12 protein-coding genes are annotated in these 17,244 nt (G+C 38.8%); 2 read left to right on the top strand and 10 right to left on the bottom strand.

Annotated features, from left to right (window positions below; all coding sequences use genetic code 11):
• The first annotated feature begins 156 nt into the window (after nucleotides 1-156).
• Nucleotides 157-1,515 carry a magnesium transporter gene (gene mgtE, locus LT090_RS02475; RefSeq protein WP_068544940.1) on the top strand — a complete coding sequence of 453 codons (1,359 nt, stop codon included), beginning with the start codon at nucleotides 157-159 and terminating at the stop codon, nucleotides 1,513-1,515.
• 54 nt (nucleotides 1,516-1,569) lie between these two features.
• Here the strand turns inward: mgtE and pmbA are convergent, their stop codons facing one another.
• Complete coding sequence (gene pmbA / locus LT090_RS02470; protein WP_068544941.1) at nucleotides 1,570-2,913, bottom strand: metalloprotease PmbA; 1,344 nt, start codon at nucleotides 2,911-2,913, stop codon at nucleotides 1,570-1,572.
• 164 nt (nucleotides 2,914-3,077) lie between these two features.
• On the opposite strand from pmbA, the gene yjgA reads away from it, so the two are divergent.
• Entirely contained in the window at nucleotides 3,078-3,593 is a 516-nt protein-coding gene (yjgA, locus tag LT090_RS02465) for a ribosome biogenesis factor YjgA (RefSeq protein WP_068544942.1), read from the top strand.
• 81 nt (nucleotides 3,594-3,674) lie between these two features.
• Here yjgA and tldD read toward each other — a convergent pair whose 3' ends face one another.
• The 9 genes from tldD to LT090_RS02420 all read right to left on the bottom strand — a co-directional run bounded on the left by tldD (nucleotide 3,675) and on the right by LT090_RS02420 (nucleotide 17,239).
• Nucleotides 3,675-5,114 (bottom strand): metalloprotease TldD, encoded by a 1,440-nt coding sequence (gene tldD / locus LT090_RS02460; protein WP_068544943.1) that lies wholly within the window; start codon nucleotides 5,112-5,114, stop codon nucleotides 3,675-3,677.
• Complete coding sequence (locus LT090_RS02455) at nucleotides 5,115-5,966, bottom strand: carbon-nitrogen hydrolase family protein (protein WP_332452276.1); 852 nt, start codon at nucleotides 5,964-5,966, stop codon at nucleotides 5,115-5,117.
• 1 nt (nucleotide 5,967) lies between these two features.
• Complete coding sequence (locus LT090_RS02450; RefSeq protein WP_068544945.1) at nucleotides 5,968-9,957, bottom strand: YhdP family protein; 3,990 nt, start codon at nucleotides 9,955-9,957, stop codon at nucleotides 5,968-5,970.
• Entirely contained in the window at nucleotides 9,957-11,426 is a 1,470-nt protein-coding gene (gene rng / locus LT090_RS02445) for a ribonuclease G (RefSeq protein ID WP_068544946.1), read from the bottom strand. Before rng ends, LT090_RS02450 begins: the two co-directional genes overlap by 1 nt.
• Entirely contained in the window at nucleotides 11,426-12,004 is a 579-nt protein-coding gene (locus LT090_RS02440) for a Maf family protein (RefSeq protein WP_068545057.1), read from the bottom strand. Before LT090_RS02440 ends, rng begins: the two co-directional genes overlap by 1 nt.
• A gap of 2 nt (nucleotides 12,005-12,006) precedes the next feature.
• Nucleotides 12,007-12,489, bottom strand: coding sequence for a rod shape-determining protein MreD (mreD, locus tag LT090_RS02435; protein WP_068544947.1), 483 nt, complete (start codon nucleotides 12,487-12,489; stop codon nucleotides 12,007-12,009).
• Between the two features lie 2 nt (nucleotides 12,490-12,491).
• The gene (gene mreC, locus LT090_RS02430; protein WP_068544948.1) at nucleotides 12,492-13,361 is read right to left on the bottom strand and encodes a rod shape-determining protein MreC; all 870 of its coding nucleotides are present in this window, start codon (nucleotides 13,359-13,361) and stop codon (nucleotides 12,492-12,494) included.
• 46 nt (nucleotides 13,362-13,407) lie between these two features.
• A complete protein-coding gene (locus LT090_RS02425; protein WP_068544949.1) occupies nucleotides 13,408-14,451 on the bottom strand; it encodes a rod shape-determining protein in 1,044 nt (347 codons plus the stop codon).
• 232 nt (nucleotides 14,452-14,683) lie between these two features.
• Complete coding sequence (locus LT090_RS02420) at nucleotides 14,684-17,239, bottom strand: DUF6701 domain-containing protein (protein WP_068544950.1); 2,556 nt, start codon at nucleotides 17,237-17,239, stop codon at nucleotides 14,684-14,686.
• Nucleotides 17,240-17,244 lie beyond the last annotated feature (5 nt).

The following is a 17,244-nucleotide window of genomic DNA, read 5'->3' as shown; positions in this document are numbered from 1 at the left end:
TTTCGTTCTGTTAGAAAATAAACATAAACCTTATTTAAAGAAAAAAGCTGATAAAAACCGTTACTTACGTTAAACTTCTGATTATTAAAGCAAGTTATCTAACTGAAAATAGATAACCCTGCAAAACCAAGAACAATAATCGGCAAAGGGTGCATCATGCCGGAAATATCTGAACAAGACACAAGCCAAAAACGTTTACTCGAGATAAATACCGCTCTTGAAAGTGGTATGTTCGTTTACGTGCGTAAAATGTTTCAGAACTTACCTGCTTATGACATAGCCTTATTATTAGAATCCTCTACTGCACGTAGCCGTAATGTATTATGGCAACTCATCGACCCAGATTTACACGGTGAAATACTCGAAGAATTATCCGAAGAAGTGCGGAAAGGTATTTTGAAAAACATGCAACCTGAAAAAGTTGCAGCTGTTGCCGAAGGCATGGATATAGATGATCTTGCTGAAGTATTAAGAACCCTACCTGATTCGGTATACAACGAAGTACTGAAGTCAATGGACTCACAAGACAGGCTTCGAGTTGAGCAAGCGTTAGCGTACGACGAAGATACTGCTGGCGGTATCATGAACACCGATACCATCACCTTGCGTCCAGATGTTACCATCGATGTGATTTTAAGATATTTACGATTAAAAGGTGACTTGCCAGAAGCAACCGATTCTTTTTATGTGGTAAACCGAGAGGATAAATTTATCGGTTCGGTTTCGCTCGCTAATTTAGTTACCGCCCGACCTGTGCAAACAATCGCAGAAATTACCGATTATGATACGGTGCCTGTACCTGCCGATATGGACGAAACAGAAGTAGCAACATTATTTGAACGCCATGACTGGCTTTCTGCACCTGTTATTGATGAAGATGGTCACTTACTTGGTCGTATCACTATCGACGACGTCATTGACATCATCCGTGAAGAAGCAGAGCACTCGATGATGAGTATGGCGGGTCTCGACGATGACGCTGATACTTTCGCACCAGTCTTTAAATCAACGCAGCAACGTTCCGTTTGGCTCGGTGTAAATCTTATTACTGCCTTAATGGCTGTTGCAGTGTCTAGTATGTTTGAAGGCATATTGTCGCAAATGGCCATATTAGCGGTATTGAATACATTAGTACCAAGCATGGGCGGCGTTGCCGGCGCACAAACACTAACACTTGTAATTCGCGGTATGGCATTAGGTCATATTGGTGAAAACAACTCGCGGATTATTTTAGTTAAAGAACTTGCCATTGGTTTTTTAAATGGATTGATTTGGGCATTATTCATGGCCGCTATTGTCGCCATTTGGAAGTCTGACCTTGTACTCGGTGGCATAATCGCTTTTGCCATGTTAATGAACCTAACTGCAGCGGGCCTAGCCGGTGTTATCATTCCACTAGTGCTGAAAAAAATGAACATCGATCCAGCACTAGCTGGTAGTGTGATATTAACAACCGTGACTGATGTGGTTGGGATATTCGCGTTCCTTGGAACAGCAACCCTAATGCTTGGATAGTAGCGAACTTATTTGCACTTAGGCTGGCAAATAAGTCCTTTGCTACATCGCTATTTATTGACCAGAAACTTGCATCTCTTCGATTATCACCGAACCAGTTTTAATGCTGCCACGTAAATCAAAATCATTTCCTGTTGCAACAATTGAATTGAAGATATCTTTCAAATTACCTGCAATAGTGATTTCTGCAACAGGAAAGGCTATCTGTCCATTTTCTACCCAAAAACCTGCAGCCCCTCGTGAATAGTCGCCATTAACGACATTAACACCCTGTCCCATTAATTCAGTTACCAACAAGCCTGTACCGAGCGTTTTTAACATGGCGTCAAAATCACCACCATTAGCAGAAATCTGCCAATTATGGATGCCACCGGCGTTACCTGTAGAAGTTAAACCCAATTTACGAGCAGAATAACTTGTTAAAAGATAAGACTGTAATACCCCATCGGTAATAAATTCTCTATCTTGCGTAGCTACACCTTCGGCATCAAAAGAACTACTTGCAAGTCCGCGTTTGATATGAGGACGTTCTGAAATTTGTAAATGTTCTGAAAATACTTGCTTGCCAATTGCATCAAGCAAAAATGACGAGTTGCGATACAAGTTACCACCACTGATCGCTGAAATAAAATGACCAAAAATACTATTTGCCACATCGGCCCGAAACATCACAGGCACTTTCTGCGTACCGATTTTTTGACTATTTAGTCTTGCTACAGCTGCTTGCGCCGCTTCGACACCTATTTGTTTAGCAGCGACTAACTGATTAAATTCTCGACTAACGGTATAACTGTAATCACGTTGCATATCGTCATTTTCGCCGGCAATCATCATACAACTTAAACTATGACGGGTACTTGGGTAACCACTCAACATGCCGTGGCTATTGCCATATACTTTAAAACCTTCATAGCTAGCAAAATTAGCGCCATCAGAATTAATAATTCGAGAATCGTAACTCAGTGCGTTAGCTTCTGATTCTTTAGCAATATCTATCGCTTGTTCGGTACTTAGTGATTTGGGGTGATATAAATCTAGGTCTTTATCTTCAAAACATAGAAGTTCTTTATCCGCTAGGCCGGAATTTGGATCTTTTGAGGTATATTGAGCAATATTGATTGCCGCCTGCACTGACTGTTTAAGGGCGTTATCAGAAAGATCAGCCGTTGATGCAGAGCCTTTACGACCATCTTTGTAAACCGTTAATCCAAGGGCACCATCATTGGTAAACTCAACGGTATCTACTTCTCCAAGACGGGTAGAAACGCTTAACCCTTGTTGTTTACTGATCGACACTTCAGCATTATCAGCACCTAATCTCTTCGCCAACTCAAGTACTTTACTAACGCTTTCTTTAACCTGCCCAATAGCAGCATTGATTGATTCAGTGTTTTCCATGATATCTAAATAATGTCCGACAAATTTATATAATTGAATATTTGTGTGTATCTCCACACTTCCTATGTGCAAGCATATCATAGAGCCTAGCTTTGGGTATTAAATTACTGCTTTTTTAATGTATAATCAGCGTACGTTCAGCTCAGGCAATAAAATAAAAGATTATGGCTAAGAAAAAGAAACCCATTGATGAAGATATCATCATCATCAGTAAATCAGAACAGAAACGTGATCATCACGAATTACAAGATCTTGCCGAAGTTCTTGCCAACTTTAATGTTAATCAACGTTCGACATTACCATTAGATGAAGAGCTTTTAGCTGCACTTAGATTGGCCGATAAAATACGTGGTAAACATGATGCTTATGCCCGTAACTTGCGTTTTGTAGCAAAGCAGATTGCTACTCTTGATGTTGAAGCAATAAAATTTGGCATTGAAAAGATCAAAAATCGCCATACCATTGCCGCCTTTCAATCAAGTAAGATAGAAGAACTTCGGGACAATTTAATCGCCGATGCAAGCCAAATTGAACCATTATTAAGCGAACATGAAGCGCTTGAAAGACAAAAGCTACGTCAATTAGTGCGTAATGCGAGTAAAGAAGTAAAAGCTGAGAAGCCAGCTAAAAGCTATAAAGAGTTATTCAAATATTTGAAAGACTGCGTAACGTTCGAATAATCAAAACATAAAACTGGGGTCAGAGTCAGATTTAAAAGAATAATCTGACTCTGACCCCAGTTTATTACGCATTATAAAAGATTACTGAGTGCCACCAATGGTCATTTCATCAACTTTCAAGGTTGGTTGACCAACGCCAACAGGAATTGATTGGCCATCTTTACCACATACACCAACCCCTGAATCTAATGACAAGTCATTGCCAACCATGCTTACCTTTTGCATCGCTTCAGGTCCACTGCCAATCAGTGTCGCCCCTTTAACAGGCGAGGTTATTTTTCCATCTTCAATTAAGTACGCTTCAGCAGTAGTAAACACAAATTTGCCGGAAGTAATATCTACCTGACCACCGGCAAAGTTTGGTGCATAAATGCCTTTTTTAACTGACTTTATAATATCTTCAGGAGAATGTTCGCCAGCTAACATATAAGTATTGGTCATACGCGGCATAGGCAGGTGAGCGTATGACTCTCGGCGGCCATTACCTGTTGGTGTTACCCCCATTAAATGAGCATTTTGTTTATCCTGCATGTAACCTTTAAGGATCCCCTTTTCAATCAATACATTGTATTGACCAGGAGTCCCTTCATCATCAATTGAAACTGATCCTCGACGATTTTCAATGGTACCATCATCGACGATGGTACAATGTTCAGACGCTACTCTTTCACCAATTTTCCCCGAAAATGCCGATGAACCTTTGCGATTAAAGTCGCCTTCTAAGCCATGACCGACGGCTTCATGTAACAATACACCAGGCCAACCGGAACCAAGTACCACAGGTAACATTCCAGCTGGAGCATCAATGGCTTTTAAATTTACTAAAGCTTGACGCACTGCTTCTGCCGCATAGTCTTTATATCGTGGTTTATCACCAACCAATTCAAAAAAGTAGCTATAACCACAACGACCGCCACCACCTGAGCTACCACGTTCACGTCTGCCGTTTTCTTCAACTAATACAGAGCAGTTAAGACGCACAAGTGGACGAATATCGGTGGCAAAGGTGCCATCGCTTGCTGCTACTAACACCTTTTCATATACACCAGTTAGGCTTACGATGACTTGTTGAACTCTAGAGTCAATATCCCGAGCACAGGCTTCAACATCATGCAACAATGTTATTTTTTGCTGCTGTGACAAACTTTGCAGTGGGTCTTCACTTATATATAAGCTTTTATTGGATACTGTACTAAAAGCTTTGATTGATTGAGATTTGTCAGCTTGGACAATACCGCGAGCAGCAGAGGCAGCTTTTAGTAATGCATTAGCATTGATATCGTCAGAGTAAGCAAAGCCTGTTTTTTCACCGCTAATTGCTCGAACACCGACGCCGCGTTCAATGTTATATGAACCTTCTTTAACAATGCCATCTTCAAGCATCCAAGACTCATGACTTGCCGATTGAAAATACAGATCAGCAAAATCTATATCTCGAGCACAGATATGAGAAAGTGTTTTGTTTAATGCCTCTTTATCCAATTGACAGGCATGTAATAGTTCTTGTTCAACAAGATTCATTTAATTATCCATTTTATTTAAGGTAACGCTAAATTTATTGTGTTGTGCAACCGGTATATCTTTTCTGATTTTTTTGATTAGCTGGCGATCAAAATCACAACTTATCATGCCAATTCCAGTTACTTTTATTTCTTTTACTTCGCCCCAAGGATCAATAATCATCGAATGACCAAAAGTTTCACGACCATTAGGATGCACTCCAGACTGCCCCGCGGCAACAATATAAATTTGGTTTTCAATTGCTCTAGCACGCAATAAAGACTGCCAATGAGCTTCCCCAGTTACTTTTGTAAATGCACTGGGAACCGCAATCACTTCGGCACCTTGCACTCTTAGAGCTCGAAATAATTCGGCAAAACGAAGGTCATAGCAGACACTAAAGCCAAGTTTAAAAGTGTCTAAATCAATTACACTGAGTTTATTTCCAGGCGCGGTATATTTTGATTCACGATATTGTTTTTCACTATCATTTACATCGACATCAAATAAATGCATTTTTTGATAATCACATACTATATCGCCATTTGGAGAGAATAATAAACTAGATGCAGTAAATTTATTATCGTTTTGTGTTTTTATTGGAATGGTTCCTGCCAATAAAAATATACCATGCTTCTTAGCAAGACTCGCTAGCGCCTGTTGCATTTTACCGTGACCAAGATTCTCGGCAATCATTAATTGATCAATATCGCGGCCGCCAAAGTAAAGACAACATTCTGGCAGTACCACCAGATGCATATCCTCTGCGCTAAGTCGCGGCATATTTTCAAACAATATTTTATCGATATCTTCGATATTTTGATCAATACAATTAACCGATGACAGTTGGATAGCACTTATGACACTGATCAAATTAACCGCCACCTTCTACCGGCAATTCTTGTTTTTCTCGCTCTTCAATTTCTTGTTCAAGAGGATCAATTGTAGTTTTTTTATCACTTTCTGTTGGTTTAGACTTACCAACATTAACATTTCTAGACTTACGATTTACTTCTTTAAATATTGGCTCATCAACCGTACCTGTGAGCTCAAAATTAATTACTGAAATCACTTCTGCTTGCTCTATCGCTTTGTCAGCGACTAATATTGCTGCACCTAATACCGGATTAACTAGCCAACCAACAATTACCGGTAAACTTGACGTTACTTTAGGGGCAAATTGCATTTTATAATCTAATCGTTGACTAACGAGTTGGGTATTTCCTTTAACGGTTAGATTACCAGCAACGCCGTCCATTTTTAAGTTATCCGTATAAGCGACGCCGTTAACAACATTAAATTCTGCTGAAATCTCGTTAAAGAACATCCCTTCTGAGAATATATCTCTGAAATCCAATTGCAGTTTTCGAACCAATGATTGAAAACTAAAAATTGAAAATATTCTAGCACCTTTATCGCTAACTTCGGCTAAAGAGCCGTTTCTCAGTCGAGTTTTTAACGAACCGTTCATCGAAGCTAAATCAAAGGTCCAAGGTGCACCTTGCCAACTGATATCAGCATTTGATTTAAAGTCACTTTCTTTAATACTTGCAGGATAACCCATGCGTTTTAATTCTTTTTCAACGTCATCGGCTTTCAATTGAGCTGTTAACTGTGTTTGGTTATGAATATTATCTTTTTTCCAAGAGCCAGTCATAGACAGTTCTGCACCCTTACGTTTGGCTGTCAACTGTTTTAATGTCACTAAATTGCTGGACGTATTCTCAATCTCTATGTTTACTGCACCAAAATCTATTTTGCCGTATTTACAACTATCACAAATAAATGACACTTTCGGAATATCAGCTACTTCAACGTTATCCCCATCGGACGACTGTTCATTAGTATCAGCTACTTCCTCAGAAGCACTTGCATTTAGGTGGATAAAGTCGGCATCGATATCAATGCCTTGCATCTCAAAGTCATTATAAAACTTTAATCGGCTACGCACCTCATCGCCATTTACTTGTAACAACCAAAACTCAGGGCGTGACAGTAAGTTAAAATCAACGTCGTTAATCACACTACCGTAAAAATCTACTTGCTTAATATCGCCACGAATTCGCTCCGGTACTGGCATAAGACCAGCACTTTGTTCAGCACTACTATTAGCTTTAGCATCTTTATCGTTTGGCAATGAACCTATGATATCTGAAAGTAAGCCCTGCCACTTTGAATACTCTATGCGATCTAGGTTGGCAGTAATATGAAACCCATCCGAGGGTAATAACATTTTTTCTTTACCTAGCGTTAATTGAGAACGAGTAAAGCTGACTTTTTGATGATCTAATTGACCAAAGAAATGTAAATTGTCGTCTATATTCGCCTTAATAGAAGACGTAAGAGCACTGCCTTCAACAACCGCTTTTAGCATTGCTTTTTCATTGAGCTGTTTTTCATAAGGTTCTGGTAGCAATAACTCGGCGTTAAGTAGATCAGAAGTTAATTCAAGGTGATATGTTAATTCTGCGCTATTATCACTCTGCTCACCTTGCTCGCTTTCATCACTAGCACTCGGTACGAATATGCTCAAGTCACCATGCCAATTTAGGTGACCATTAACATAACTCTGCAATTGCTCTGGCATTTCCTTAATGTAATGTGGACGAGCCCACGAACCATCAATACCGATATCTACTTGGTAAAGCTCATCATTTACACTTCCTTTAACATCTATGGCTAAAGGCAAACCGCGCCAATCTAAAGTTAAATCTTTAGTGGTAATGAGTTCATTAACAAAGCGCAATTCACCACGTGCGTTTGTAAAAGTCATTTCAGGCGTTGATAGGTTTACTACATTGTTATCGAGTTTTATCAAACCTTCAGCAACAGTTTTATCGGTATCTGCTAATGGAACATCAAGTGCAAAAGTGCCGGTGATCTGACCTTCAGGGCCTAACATTTCAATTGTTTTACCAACAGAGTTAGCCAACGGACTTGCTAACATCAATGCTTGCAGTGTTTTCGCTTTACCGAGCACATCGCTACGGACTGTTAAAATTGACTCACCGCTAAATGTTTCAATACCAACGACAACATCCTTAACAGGTAACCCAACTAAATCTCCGTCATAGGCAGTAATGACCATTGAATCGTTGGTAAAGTTTAAATTCGCGGTTGCATCGGTTATTGCTGGCCACGAAGGTTCAAATTGATATTTAGCTTTGCGTATATCAGCATCAACGATAAATATGCCGCTACGATCTAGATAAGGGAATGTGTCCATAGGGCCATTAACGACGACCGCTGCTTGCTGCACTTCGCCGCTAAAAATAGCACCTGTTAAGTATTCGACCAAACTCGATGACATTATTGGTAGAGGTAAATAATATTGAGTTTTACTTGCATTCGCTCGGTCGACATAAGCAAATAAACTTAACACCCCTGACTTTTCTTTTTCTTGCAGATATTGAACATCACCAACAACCGAGAGTTCTTCTGACTGAAGGCTTATATCTTTTACTTTGAGTAGCCATTGATGCTCGGCCAATTCTAAATTTACATCAGCGGCTAAATTTTGATAAGGGATAGGTCTAGAAAATCCGCTATCAAAGTCAAGAGCACCGTTTACAGCTGTGATTTTTAAATCAACGGTGTCGCCATCAAATAGTAATTTACCGCTAACATTATCAACACCGGGAATACCATTTGCATGATCAATACTTAAATCTTTAAAATCACTTTTTATCTTAAGTTCTTTATTCGCATATTGTAGCTGCACATCAACTAAATCGCCGCTCAGATTTAACCCAGTGTAGTCAGTCGCAGACTCTACATTATCGACAACAATTGGAAATAATTGCCAAACATCATTCAGATTGATACCACTAACATTACTTACAAAACCATTTTCATCTGCTTTTGTTTGCACCGTGATTGGTTGCCATGGAGTATCATTGTAAGAAAACTGAATAGGACTGGAGACTAAGGTAAAACCAGAATTATCTTTTTCAGGATAGATACTTGCACGCCCTTTCGGGATCATTAATGCATGTTGTTTTTCTATGCTATGCCATATCAATTGACTATTATCGAAATTTATATGGGCGTCTGTCGCTTGACCGTCGAGAATATTTATCCAAGAGCGGAAATTGATACTTGAATCAAGTTGGTCAGCCTTTTCAGCCAATGCTCTATCGAGCACAGGTGTGATATCTAAATTATTACCTTCTAAGTATATTTTACCTATTAATTCATCGTATTCTGCGCCACTTAAGTCGACAATTAAACGCAATGACTTACTCGAAAAACCGACAAAATTAAGCTTACCAATAGCGCGATGCTTTAAATCGTCATTGTGCCAAGCAAGTTTGGTAAGTTTGATTTTTCGTTCTTTATTTGGTGACTTTAGTAGTATGTTGGCGTCAATAACGGAAAATCTTTTAACTTGTTGTAGCATCAATTCAGAAAACGCTCGCACATCTATTTCTGTTTCTGATTGCTCTTCAATTGTCGCTTCTTGTTCGCCATTAAGCATCAAGTCATGATCAACAAACATTTCGACCCCAACAAGCATAACATTACTGGTTATGATCTTTTGCTGCTTAATAGTCGACCAAAAATCGATACCAAACTCGACGTTATCAACGACAACATTAAAGGCTTCAGAATCCGATAGAATAACGTCTCTAATAACTAAGGTTGGGCCAAACTTATACCAGCCTGCAGTTAACGAACCAATGGCAATATCACCATGATATTTTTCATTGATATAATCTTCGATTTCAGTTTTAAAAGAGTCTGCATAAGGAAGGAAAATACGGGCAGATGTTAATAAAACTGCAGTAATAACCAGTAAAACCGCCAATGTTTTATACAGACGGTTTAGCCAAGTATTTGTATATGCCCAAAAGGTTTTCTTCACTACATCATTACCACATCAAACTGCTCTTGATTGTATACAGAATCAGTTTGAACTTTAATTTGCTTGCCAATGAATACTTCCAATTCTGCTAAGTGATGCATTTCATCATTATTCAAAGTGTCGCTTACCTGAGTTGACGCATAAACGATAAATTTATCAGCATCGTAGGCTCTGTTTACTCGCACAATTTCTCTTAATATTTCAAAGCATACGGTTTCGACAGTTTTCAAATTACCGCGTCCATCACAAATTGGGCATTCATCACAAAGGATATGTTCTAATGATTCACGAGTTCGTTTTCGTGTCATTTCGACTAACCCTAGTGCTGAAAAATTACTAATTGAATACTTAACATTGTCTTTTGCCATGGCTACATCAAGAGAGTGCAGAACGCGTTTCTTATGTTCATTGGTATTCATATCAATAAAGTCGACAATGATAATACCGCCTAGATTACGCAATCGAAGTTGTCTTGCAATCGCTTGTGTCGCTTCGATATTGGTATTGAATATTGTTTCTTCCAAATTTCGATGGCCCACAAATGCGCCAGTATTAATATCGATAGTAGTCATCGCTTCGGTTTGATCAATTATCAGGTAACCGCCTGACTTTAATTCCACTTTACGCTGCAATGCGCGCTGAATTTCATTTTCAACATCAAACAAGTCGAACACAGGTCGTTCACCTGGGTAATACTCGATAATAGGTTTTATCTCTGGCACGAACTCATCGGTAAATTCGATTAATTCGTCAAACGTCAACCGTGAATCCACTCTAATACGTTCAAGACCAGTGCCAACAAAGTCGCGAATAATTCGACATGCCAAATAGAGATCTTGGAAAAGCGGCATATTAGTCTGCTTACGCTTCTTGCGTTCTTGAACTTTATTCCATACTCGCTTTAAAAATTCTGCATCGTGGGCAACTTCATTATCACCTGCGCCTTCTGCTGCGGTGCGAACAATAAAACCACCGTCATCACTGCAATATGGAATAACAATTTTCTTTAGACGATCACGTTCTTTTTCGTCTTCTATTCGTTGTGATACACCAGCGTGTTTAGCATTAGGCATCATCACTAAATATCGAGAAGCTATGGTTAAATCAGTAGTTAGGCGAGCACCTTTGGTGCCAAGAGGATCTTTTACAACTTGTACGGTGATATATTGGCCTTCATGAACCAATGTACGTATATCAGGAACTTCATTGTCATTATTGTCTTGTTCTTGGCTGGTCATCAATCTTGAATTGATATCTGACGCATGAAGAAATGCAGCTTTATCTAAGTTAATATCAACAAATGCGGCCTGCATACCAGGCAATACACGGATAACTTTACCTAAATATATATTGCCAACAATACCTTTTTTGGCAATACGTTCTATATGAACTTCTTGCAAAGTACCATTTTCAATCAAGGCAACCCGTGTTTCACTGGGTGTTACATTAATAAGTAACTCACCGCTCATTATTTATCCTTATGTGAATAACATGCTTGTTTTAGTAGGCATTCAGTTTCAAATAAAGGTAAACCAACAACAGAAAAATAACTACCTTCGATTCGCTTAACAAACTTACCGGCTAAACCTTGTATACCATAACTGCCCGCTTTATCATGTGGCTCACCGCTTTGCCAGTATGCTTCTATTTCTTGCGCACTAATTTCTCTAAATTCGACGTCGGTGGTGACAACTTTCGAAAACTGTTCGGTCAACGACACAATTGCTACCGCAGTCAATACTTGGTGCTTATTATTAGACAGCAACTGCAGCATTTGATTCGCATCTGAAAAATCTTTCGGCTTTCCTAGCACTTGGCCATTGATAACAACAACAGTATCTGAACCTAATACCCACCCATCTTTATTATGATCGATATTTTTTAAACCAGCTTGAGCTTTTTCGATAGCCATTCGAAGAACAAAATCTTGCGCAGATTCATTCGTTAGAATTTGCTCTTCTATCTCGCCCTCAACTAGACGAAAATCAGTGGTAATTAATTTTAATAATTCTTGTCGTCGAGGAGATTTGGAAGCAAGAAAAAGCATCATTAATGCACTCTCAATTGTCGTCTAATCTTGCGCAAAAGCAAAAATACAACGGGCCATATTGCTGCACTAGTTATTACCGGTTTTAAGTAACTTATAGAAAAATCAACATCCAATATGAATCGCTGAACCCAAAATATCATTAAATGATAAAGCGCGGTTAACAATGCAATAATTAGCGACTGTTGCCAAAGTGAAAAATTTCGAATTTTTTGGAAATTATTAACGCAAACATAAATCACTATAGCGGTAGCAAAAGCATTTATGCCCAAAATAGAACCAAGTAAAACGTCGAGTACTAAACCGATAAACCAGGCACTAAGCACGTTTACCCTATTCGGCAATGCAAGGCTCCAATACATCAATACTAACAATGTCCAGTTTGGTCGATACATATCAATACCGATAGGCATTGGAATAATGCTTAATATCAACGCTATAAGCAACGTTACAATTATCACAAAATTATTATTTTTTGCTTTCATTGTTATTGCTCCGACTCTTTTATTACTGAATCGGCGCGGTCATTAGTTGCCAAGGATTCAGGCCAAAGCATTAATAAATAGCGCAAGCGATTAAAGTTTACCAATGGTCTGATATTAATTTGAGCAAATTCTTTTTCTGAACTATCAGACACATAAATAACTTCTGCAACTGGGTACCCTTGCGGGAACTTCCCGCCTAAACCAGAAGTAACCAATAAGTCTCCCACTTTAATATCCGTAGAATGAGGTACATGATTTACCTCCATTTGGCTTACACTTCCTGTACCTCTCGCAATCAATCGAATGCCATTTCGATGTACTCTAAGTGGTATAGCGTGAGTTATATCTGTTAACAATAAAACTCGAGAATTGTTGGCGCCAACATGTAATACCTGACCGACTACACCAGTATCATCAATTACCGGCTGCCCTTCATAGATTCCGTCGAGCTCACCTCTATCAACCACAATTTGCTGAGAATAAGGGTCGCTATCAACAGCTAGGATTTCAGCGACCATTTTCTTGTATTCACTTTTAACCGGTGAAGCTAATAATTTACGCAGGCGATCATTTTCTTGTTTTAAGATATTCAGTTGTAATAATTTTTCGTTTAACAACAGCTCATTCATTTGATAACGTTCGTTATCTTCCATAAGTTGACTGCGTGAAACTAAATTATCAGATGCGTAGTCCATCAATTGCTTTGGCGTATTGGCGATATACTGCAGAGGGCTAACAAGGGATTGAAAATATGTGCGAGCCGTTTCAAAGCTTGCTAATTTATGGTCGCAATAAATGAAAACGCTTGATAAAACAAGCGCTAATAACATTCTTCTATGACTGGAATATCCATCAATAAAAATGGGATTCATAATTTAATTAAGGCAGCCTTAGCTGCCTTATCCGACCAATCTTATATTATTCGTAAGCGAATAAATCGCCGCCGTGCATGTCGATCATTTCTAGCGCTTTACCGCCACCACGCGCAACACACGTCAGTGGGTCATCAGCAACGATAACTGGAATACCAGTCTCTTCAGCCAGTAAACGATCTAAATCTTTTAATAACGCGCCGCCACCAGTAAGCACCATGCCACGTTCAGAAATATCTGACGCTAATTCCGGAGGAGCTTGTTCAAGAGCAACCATAATAGCACTAACAATACCTGATAAAGGTTCTTGTAATGCTTCCAAAATTTCATTGCTATTTAGAGTGAAACTGCGAGGCACGCCCTCAGCTAGGTTACGACCACGAACTTCAATTTCAACTAAAGATTCACCTGGGTATGCACTACCTATTTCTTGTTTAATACGCTCTGCTGTTGCTTCACCAATCAAACTACCAAAGTTACGACGCACGTAGTTAATAATAGCATCATCAAACTTATCACCACCGATTCGCACTGATGATGAATAAACTAAACCGTTAAGTGAAATAATACCAACTTCCGTAGTACCACCACCTATATCAACCACTATTGAACCAGTTGCAGCGGATACCGGAAGGTCAGCACCAATTGCTGCCGCCATAGGCTCATCAATTAGATATACGTCACGAGCACCAGCACCCAATGCAGATTCTTTAATCGCACGACGCTCAACTTGAGTTGAACCACAAGGAACACATACTAATACACGAGGACTTGGGCGTAGGAAATTATTTGAATGAACTTGTTTGATAAAATGCTGAAGCATTTTTTCGGTAACAAAAAAGTTTGCGATCACACCATCTTTCATTGGGCGTATCGCTTCAATGTTACCAGGAGTACGACCTAGCATTTGTTTCGCAGCAGTACCTACTGCAGCGACACTTTTATTGCCACCCGCTCGATCTTGGCGAATTGCCACAACCGATGGTTCATCAAGGACAATGCCTTGATCTTTTACATAAATTAATGTGTTCGCTGTTCCCAAATCGATAGATAAATCGTTTGAGAACATTCCACGTAAGATCTTAAACATGGTAGGGATTATTCCTTTGGTTATTCAGCTCTGCGCATTGAGCATATAGGGTTGCCAAAAAGAAATAAATCCAATGACAACTTTTTATTCTAATATTGGTTAATGATACCCCACATAAGACCAAAATAAACGACAAAAGTTGTAAAAATAACTAAAAATATTAATTTTTTTGTGTTTCACTCCATTTCCAAAGCTTATTATCTTTAGTCAGGTTGTTTTAACGTCGCTAATTTTAATTTTTTTCAACTTCTCTACTGTTAATTATACGTTGATGATGTGGATTAAACACACCGAAAGTTGCTATACCAAAAGGGTTCTCATCAAAGTTAGCACCACCTGACCAATTAAATTGAAACCAACTAGGTGATTGGTAAATGACGCCTACTCGTCCTTGCTTATTTGGCGCGGGTAATTGTAAATGGTTGACCGAGCCATTATTGAACGTAACCACATTTACATTATTGTTGACGATAGCGTCGGTATTAAATATAAATTCATCAATCTCATATAAATTAATGTCGCTAGCCAAAAAGCTAGTGCAATTATCATTAGTAACAGTGCTAAATGCACTACCATTAAATGATTGTATCTGTATTATCTGTTGTAGATTTTGAGTTGCCGGGCCAAATGTATCAAATACGTGTGCACGTCCAAAGCTCACTATGATAGGAGTTGGGTTAATATCAAGCTCACATGATGTATTTGAGCATATGCAGTTAGCGTCAGATGGATCACAAGCCTGCCAATTAACGCCGTCAGCATCAGATAAACCATTAATCTGTACCACTATATCAGATAGAAAAGGGGCAACCATGCTATTGTTACTGCGTTTATAGTAAAAATGATCTGCCATACTTAAATGATAATAGACGACACCAGGTTTATTTATATCTGTACTGGTATGGTTACTACTATACAAACTGGCCTGAACTTCTAACGGCAACGCTCCATTACTCCCAAATACAGTGTCATTCAACGCCTGTCTTGTTATGTTGAAAGGTCCAATCGTATTTTGAAAAGAATAATTTTTGGTTATCGTTTTTGTACCTGAGTGTATCGCCGAATAAGGCGTTATCGCCAAAACAGGTACCATATTGTATATGATGTCACCACCACCATTAAACTGCTTTCCTATATAACTAAAGCTGTCGCAGCTCGCCGAAGCATAACTCCCAGAATCCTCTACTGACAATTCAAAATGTTCAGGAATAAATTTCGAAATAACCGTGCTGCCAGTAACTTTTTGGCCAAAATAGTTATCTTCAACTGTAATTTTTAATTCACCAGACTCGGTATAAGTAGCAAATTTATTTTCATAACGGCCAGCCGCTAACTTAGTGTTGAGTAAGGTAGCTGACGTATCGCTGATTTTATTTGTTGCACCGGTTTCTGGTAAATTGAATTCACCTAAATATTGAACATTGTCACCGTGTTCCAATGTAAATAACAAGTCGTCATTGCTAGCAACATAAGATTTAGAAATTACATCATTTGCGCACATTGCATCTATATTGAAATTGAACTCTTTCGCTGCAATTTCAGGGCTTTCAGTTGTAATAGCCGTGCCATCGCTATGGTTTGCGTTAATGGCCAATTGTTGTGGGTAAAACCCTAATGTTGAGGCACCAAGCAAACTCAAATCACCAGCACCTGGCAAAGATAAAAGCACTGAACTTTGCAAGTCAACTATGCCAGAATCGTCTAATTGTAACTGCAAATTCGCATAGCCAAACTCATCAAAGTTCAAAAGTAACGGCTGTTCACTTACCGGACTACCGTTAATCAGGAGTTCACTATTGCTCGAAATAAAGGAGACTTCTTCACTTTCATTTGCAAACAAAGTGAGACATTGATTATTCTCATCACTTTGCTTAGCTTGCAGTACAAAATTTCTAGGCGCTCCACATACACTAAATCCATTAGTTGTATCTGTCACTGGGCTTAATTGCAAAATTGATTTTTTAAACTCCGTAAAACATCCACTCGGTGAACATTCATAAGCATAGGCTGGTGTACTCAATTGGACGGTTTCGGCTTGATTATGAAAAATTTGAGCATGACCAACACCGTTGCTATCTATTTCAACATCGAACACCTTTCCGTCTGCAGATATTTGTATGCCTGTATTGCTATCTATGGCAACAAAAGAAGAACAATCATTACTATCAATACAAGCTTGAACAGTAACATCGAGAGGTTCACAGGTTAACGATTGTTGTGAAAATGTCAGCAACAATCTAGCAATATCTGGATTGCCGTTATTACTTTTACCGCGGGTTTGTTTTTTTTCTGCATTAGATGAGATAACATCAACATCGATGTCGATTCCACTGGCAATCTGCTTACTGCCATCGGGTAATCGGCGGATGACTTTGTCGCCATTTTTAGTGCTTATATTACTCGTTTCAGAGTAACTTGGCATTCCAATGTAGCTGTAACTATTGCTAATTATACGATCAACTACATTATCAAATTGATCATACAAAGTGATGACAAAGCCTTCCTTCATATCAATAAAGTCAGCCACACTGCCGGTAACATCAATGTTAGGGTAGGTAAAACTAGAATCATCAAAAATTTGCTTTGACGAACAAGGACTAGCATTATTTCCAGAGCAAATTTCAATATATAAATACGCATTGAAATCGCTATTGTTATTAATTTTTAACTCAACAAAACCATCACTTTGATGCTCATAAATTTCATTAATTAAAACACGGCCGTTAAGTAAAGAATCTTCAGCAACGGCGCTAGAAATGCATAATAAGCAGCACAGTAAAACGGTCAAATTCC

The organism is Thalassotalea crassostreae (genome assembly GCF_001831495.1).
GTDB classification, from domain to species: domain Bacteria; phylum Pseudomonadota; class Gammaproteobacteria; order Enterobacterales; family Alteromonadaceae; genus Thalassotalea_A; species Thalassotalea_A crassostreae.
Note: the sequence above shows the minus strand (reverse complement) of the source record. Positions and strands in the feature narration are given on the sequence as shown.

What these genes read in the sequence shown, in the direction of transcription:
- mgtE (WP_068544940.1), top strand. Translation starts at nt 157, where the DNA reads ATGCCGGAAATATCTGAACAAGACACAAGCCAAAAACGTTTACTCGAG.
- pmbA (WP_068544941.1), bottom strand. Translation starts at nt 2,913, where the DNA reads ATGGAAAACACTGAATCAATCAATGCTGCTATTGGGCAGGTTAAAGAA.
- yjgA (WP_068544942.1), top strand. Translation starts at nt 3,078, where the DNA reads ATGGCTAAGAAAAAGAAACCCATTGATGAAGATATCATCATCATCAGT.
- tldD (WP_068544943.1), bottom strand. Translation starts at nt 5,114, where the DNA reads ATGAATCTTGTTGAACAAGAACTATTACATGCCTGTCAATTGGATAAA.
- rng (WP_068544946.1), bottom strand. Translation starts at nt 11,426, where the DNA reads ATGAGCGGTGAGTTACTTATTAATGTAACACCCAGTGAAACACGGGTT.
- LT090_RS02440 (WP_068545057.1), bottom strand. Translation starts at nt 12,004, where the DNA reads ATGCTTTTTCTTGCTTCCAAATCTCCTCGACGACAAGAATTATTAAAA.
- mreD (WP_068544947.1), bottom strand. Translation starts at nt 12,489, where the DNA reads ATGAAAGCAAAAAATAATAATTTTGTGATAATTGTAACGTTGCTTATA.
- mreC (WP_068544948.1), bottom strand. Translation starts at nt 13,361, where the DNA reads ATGAATCCCATTTTTATTGATGGATATTCCAGTCATAGAAGAATGTTA.
- LT090_RS02425 (WP_068544949.1), bottom strand. Translation starts at nt 14,451, where the DNA reads ATGTTTAAGATCTTACGTGGAATGTTCTCAAACGATTTATCTATCGAT.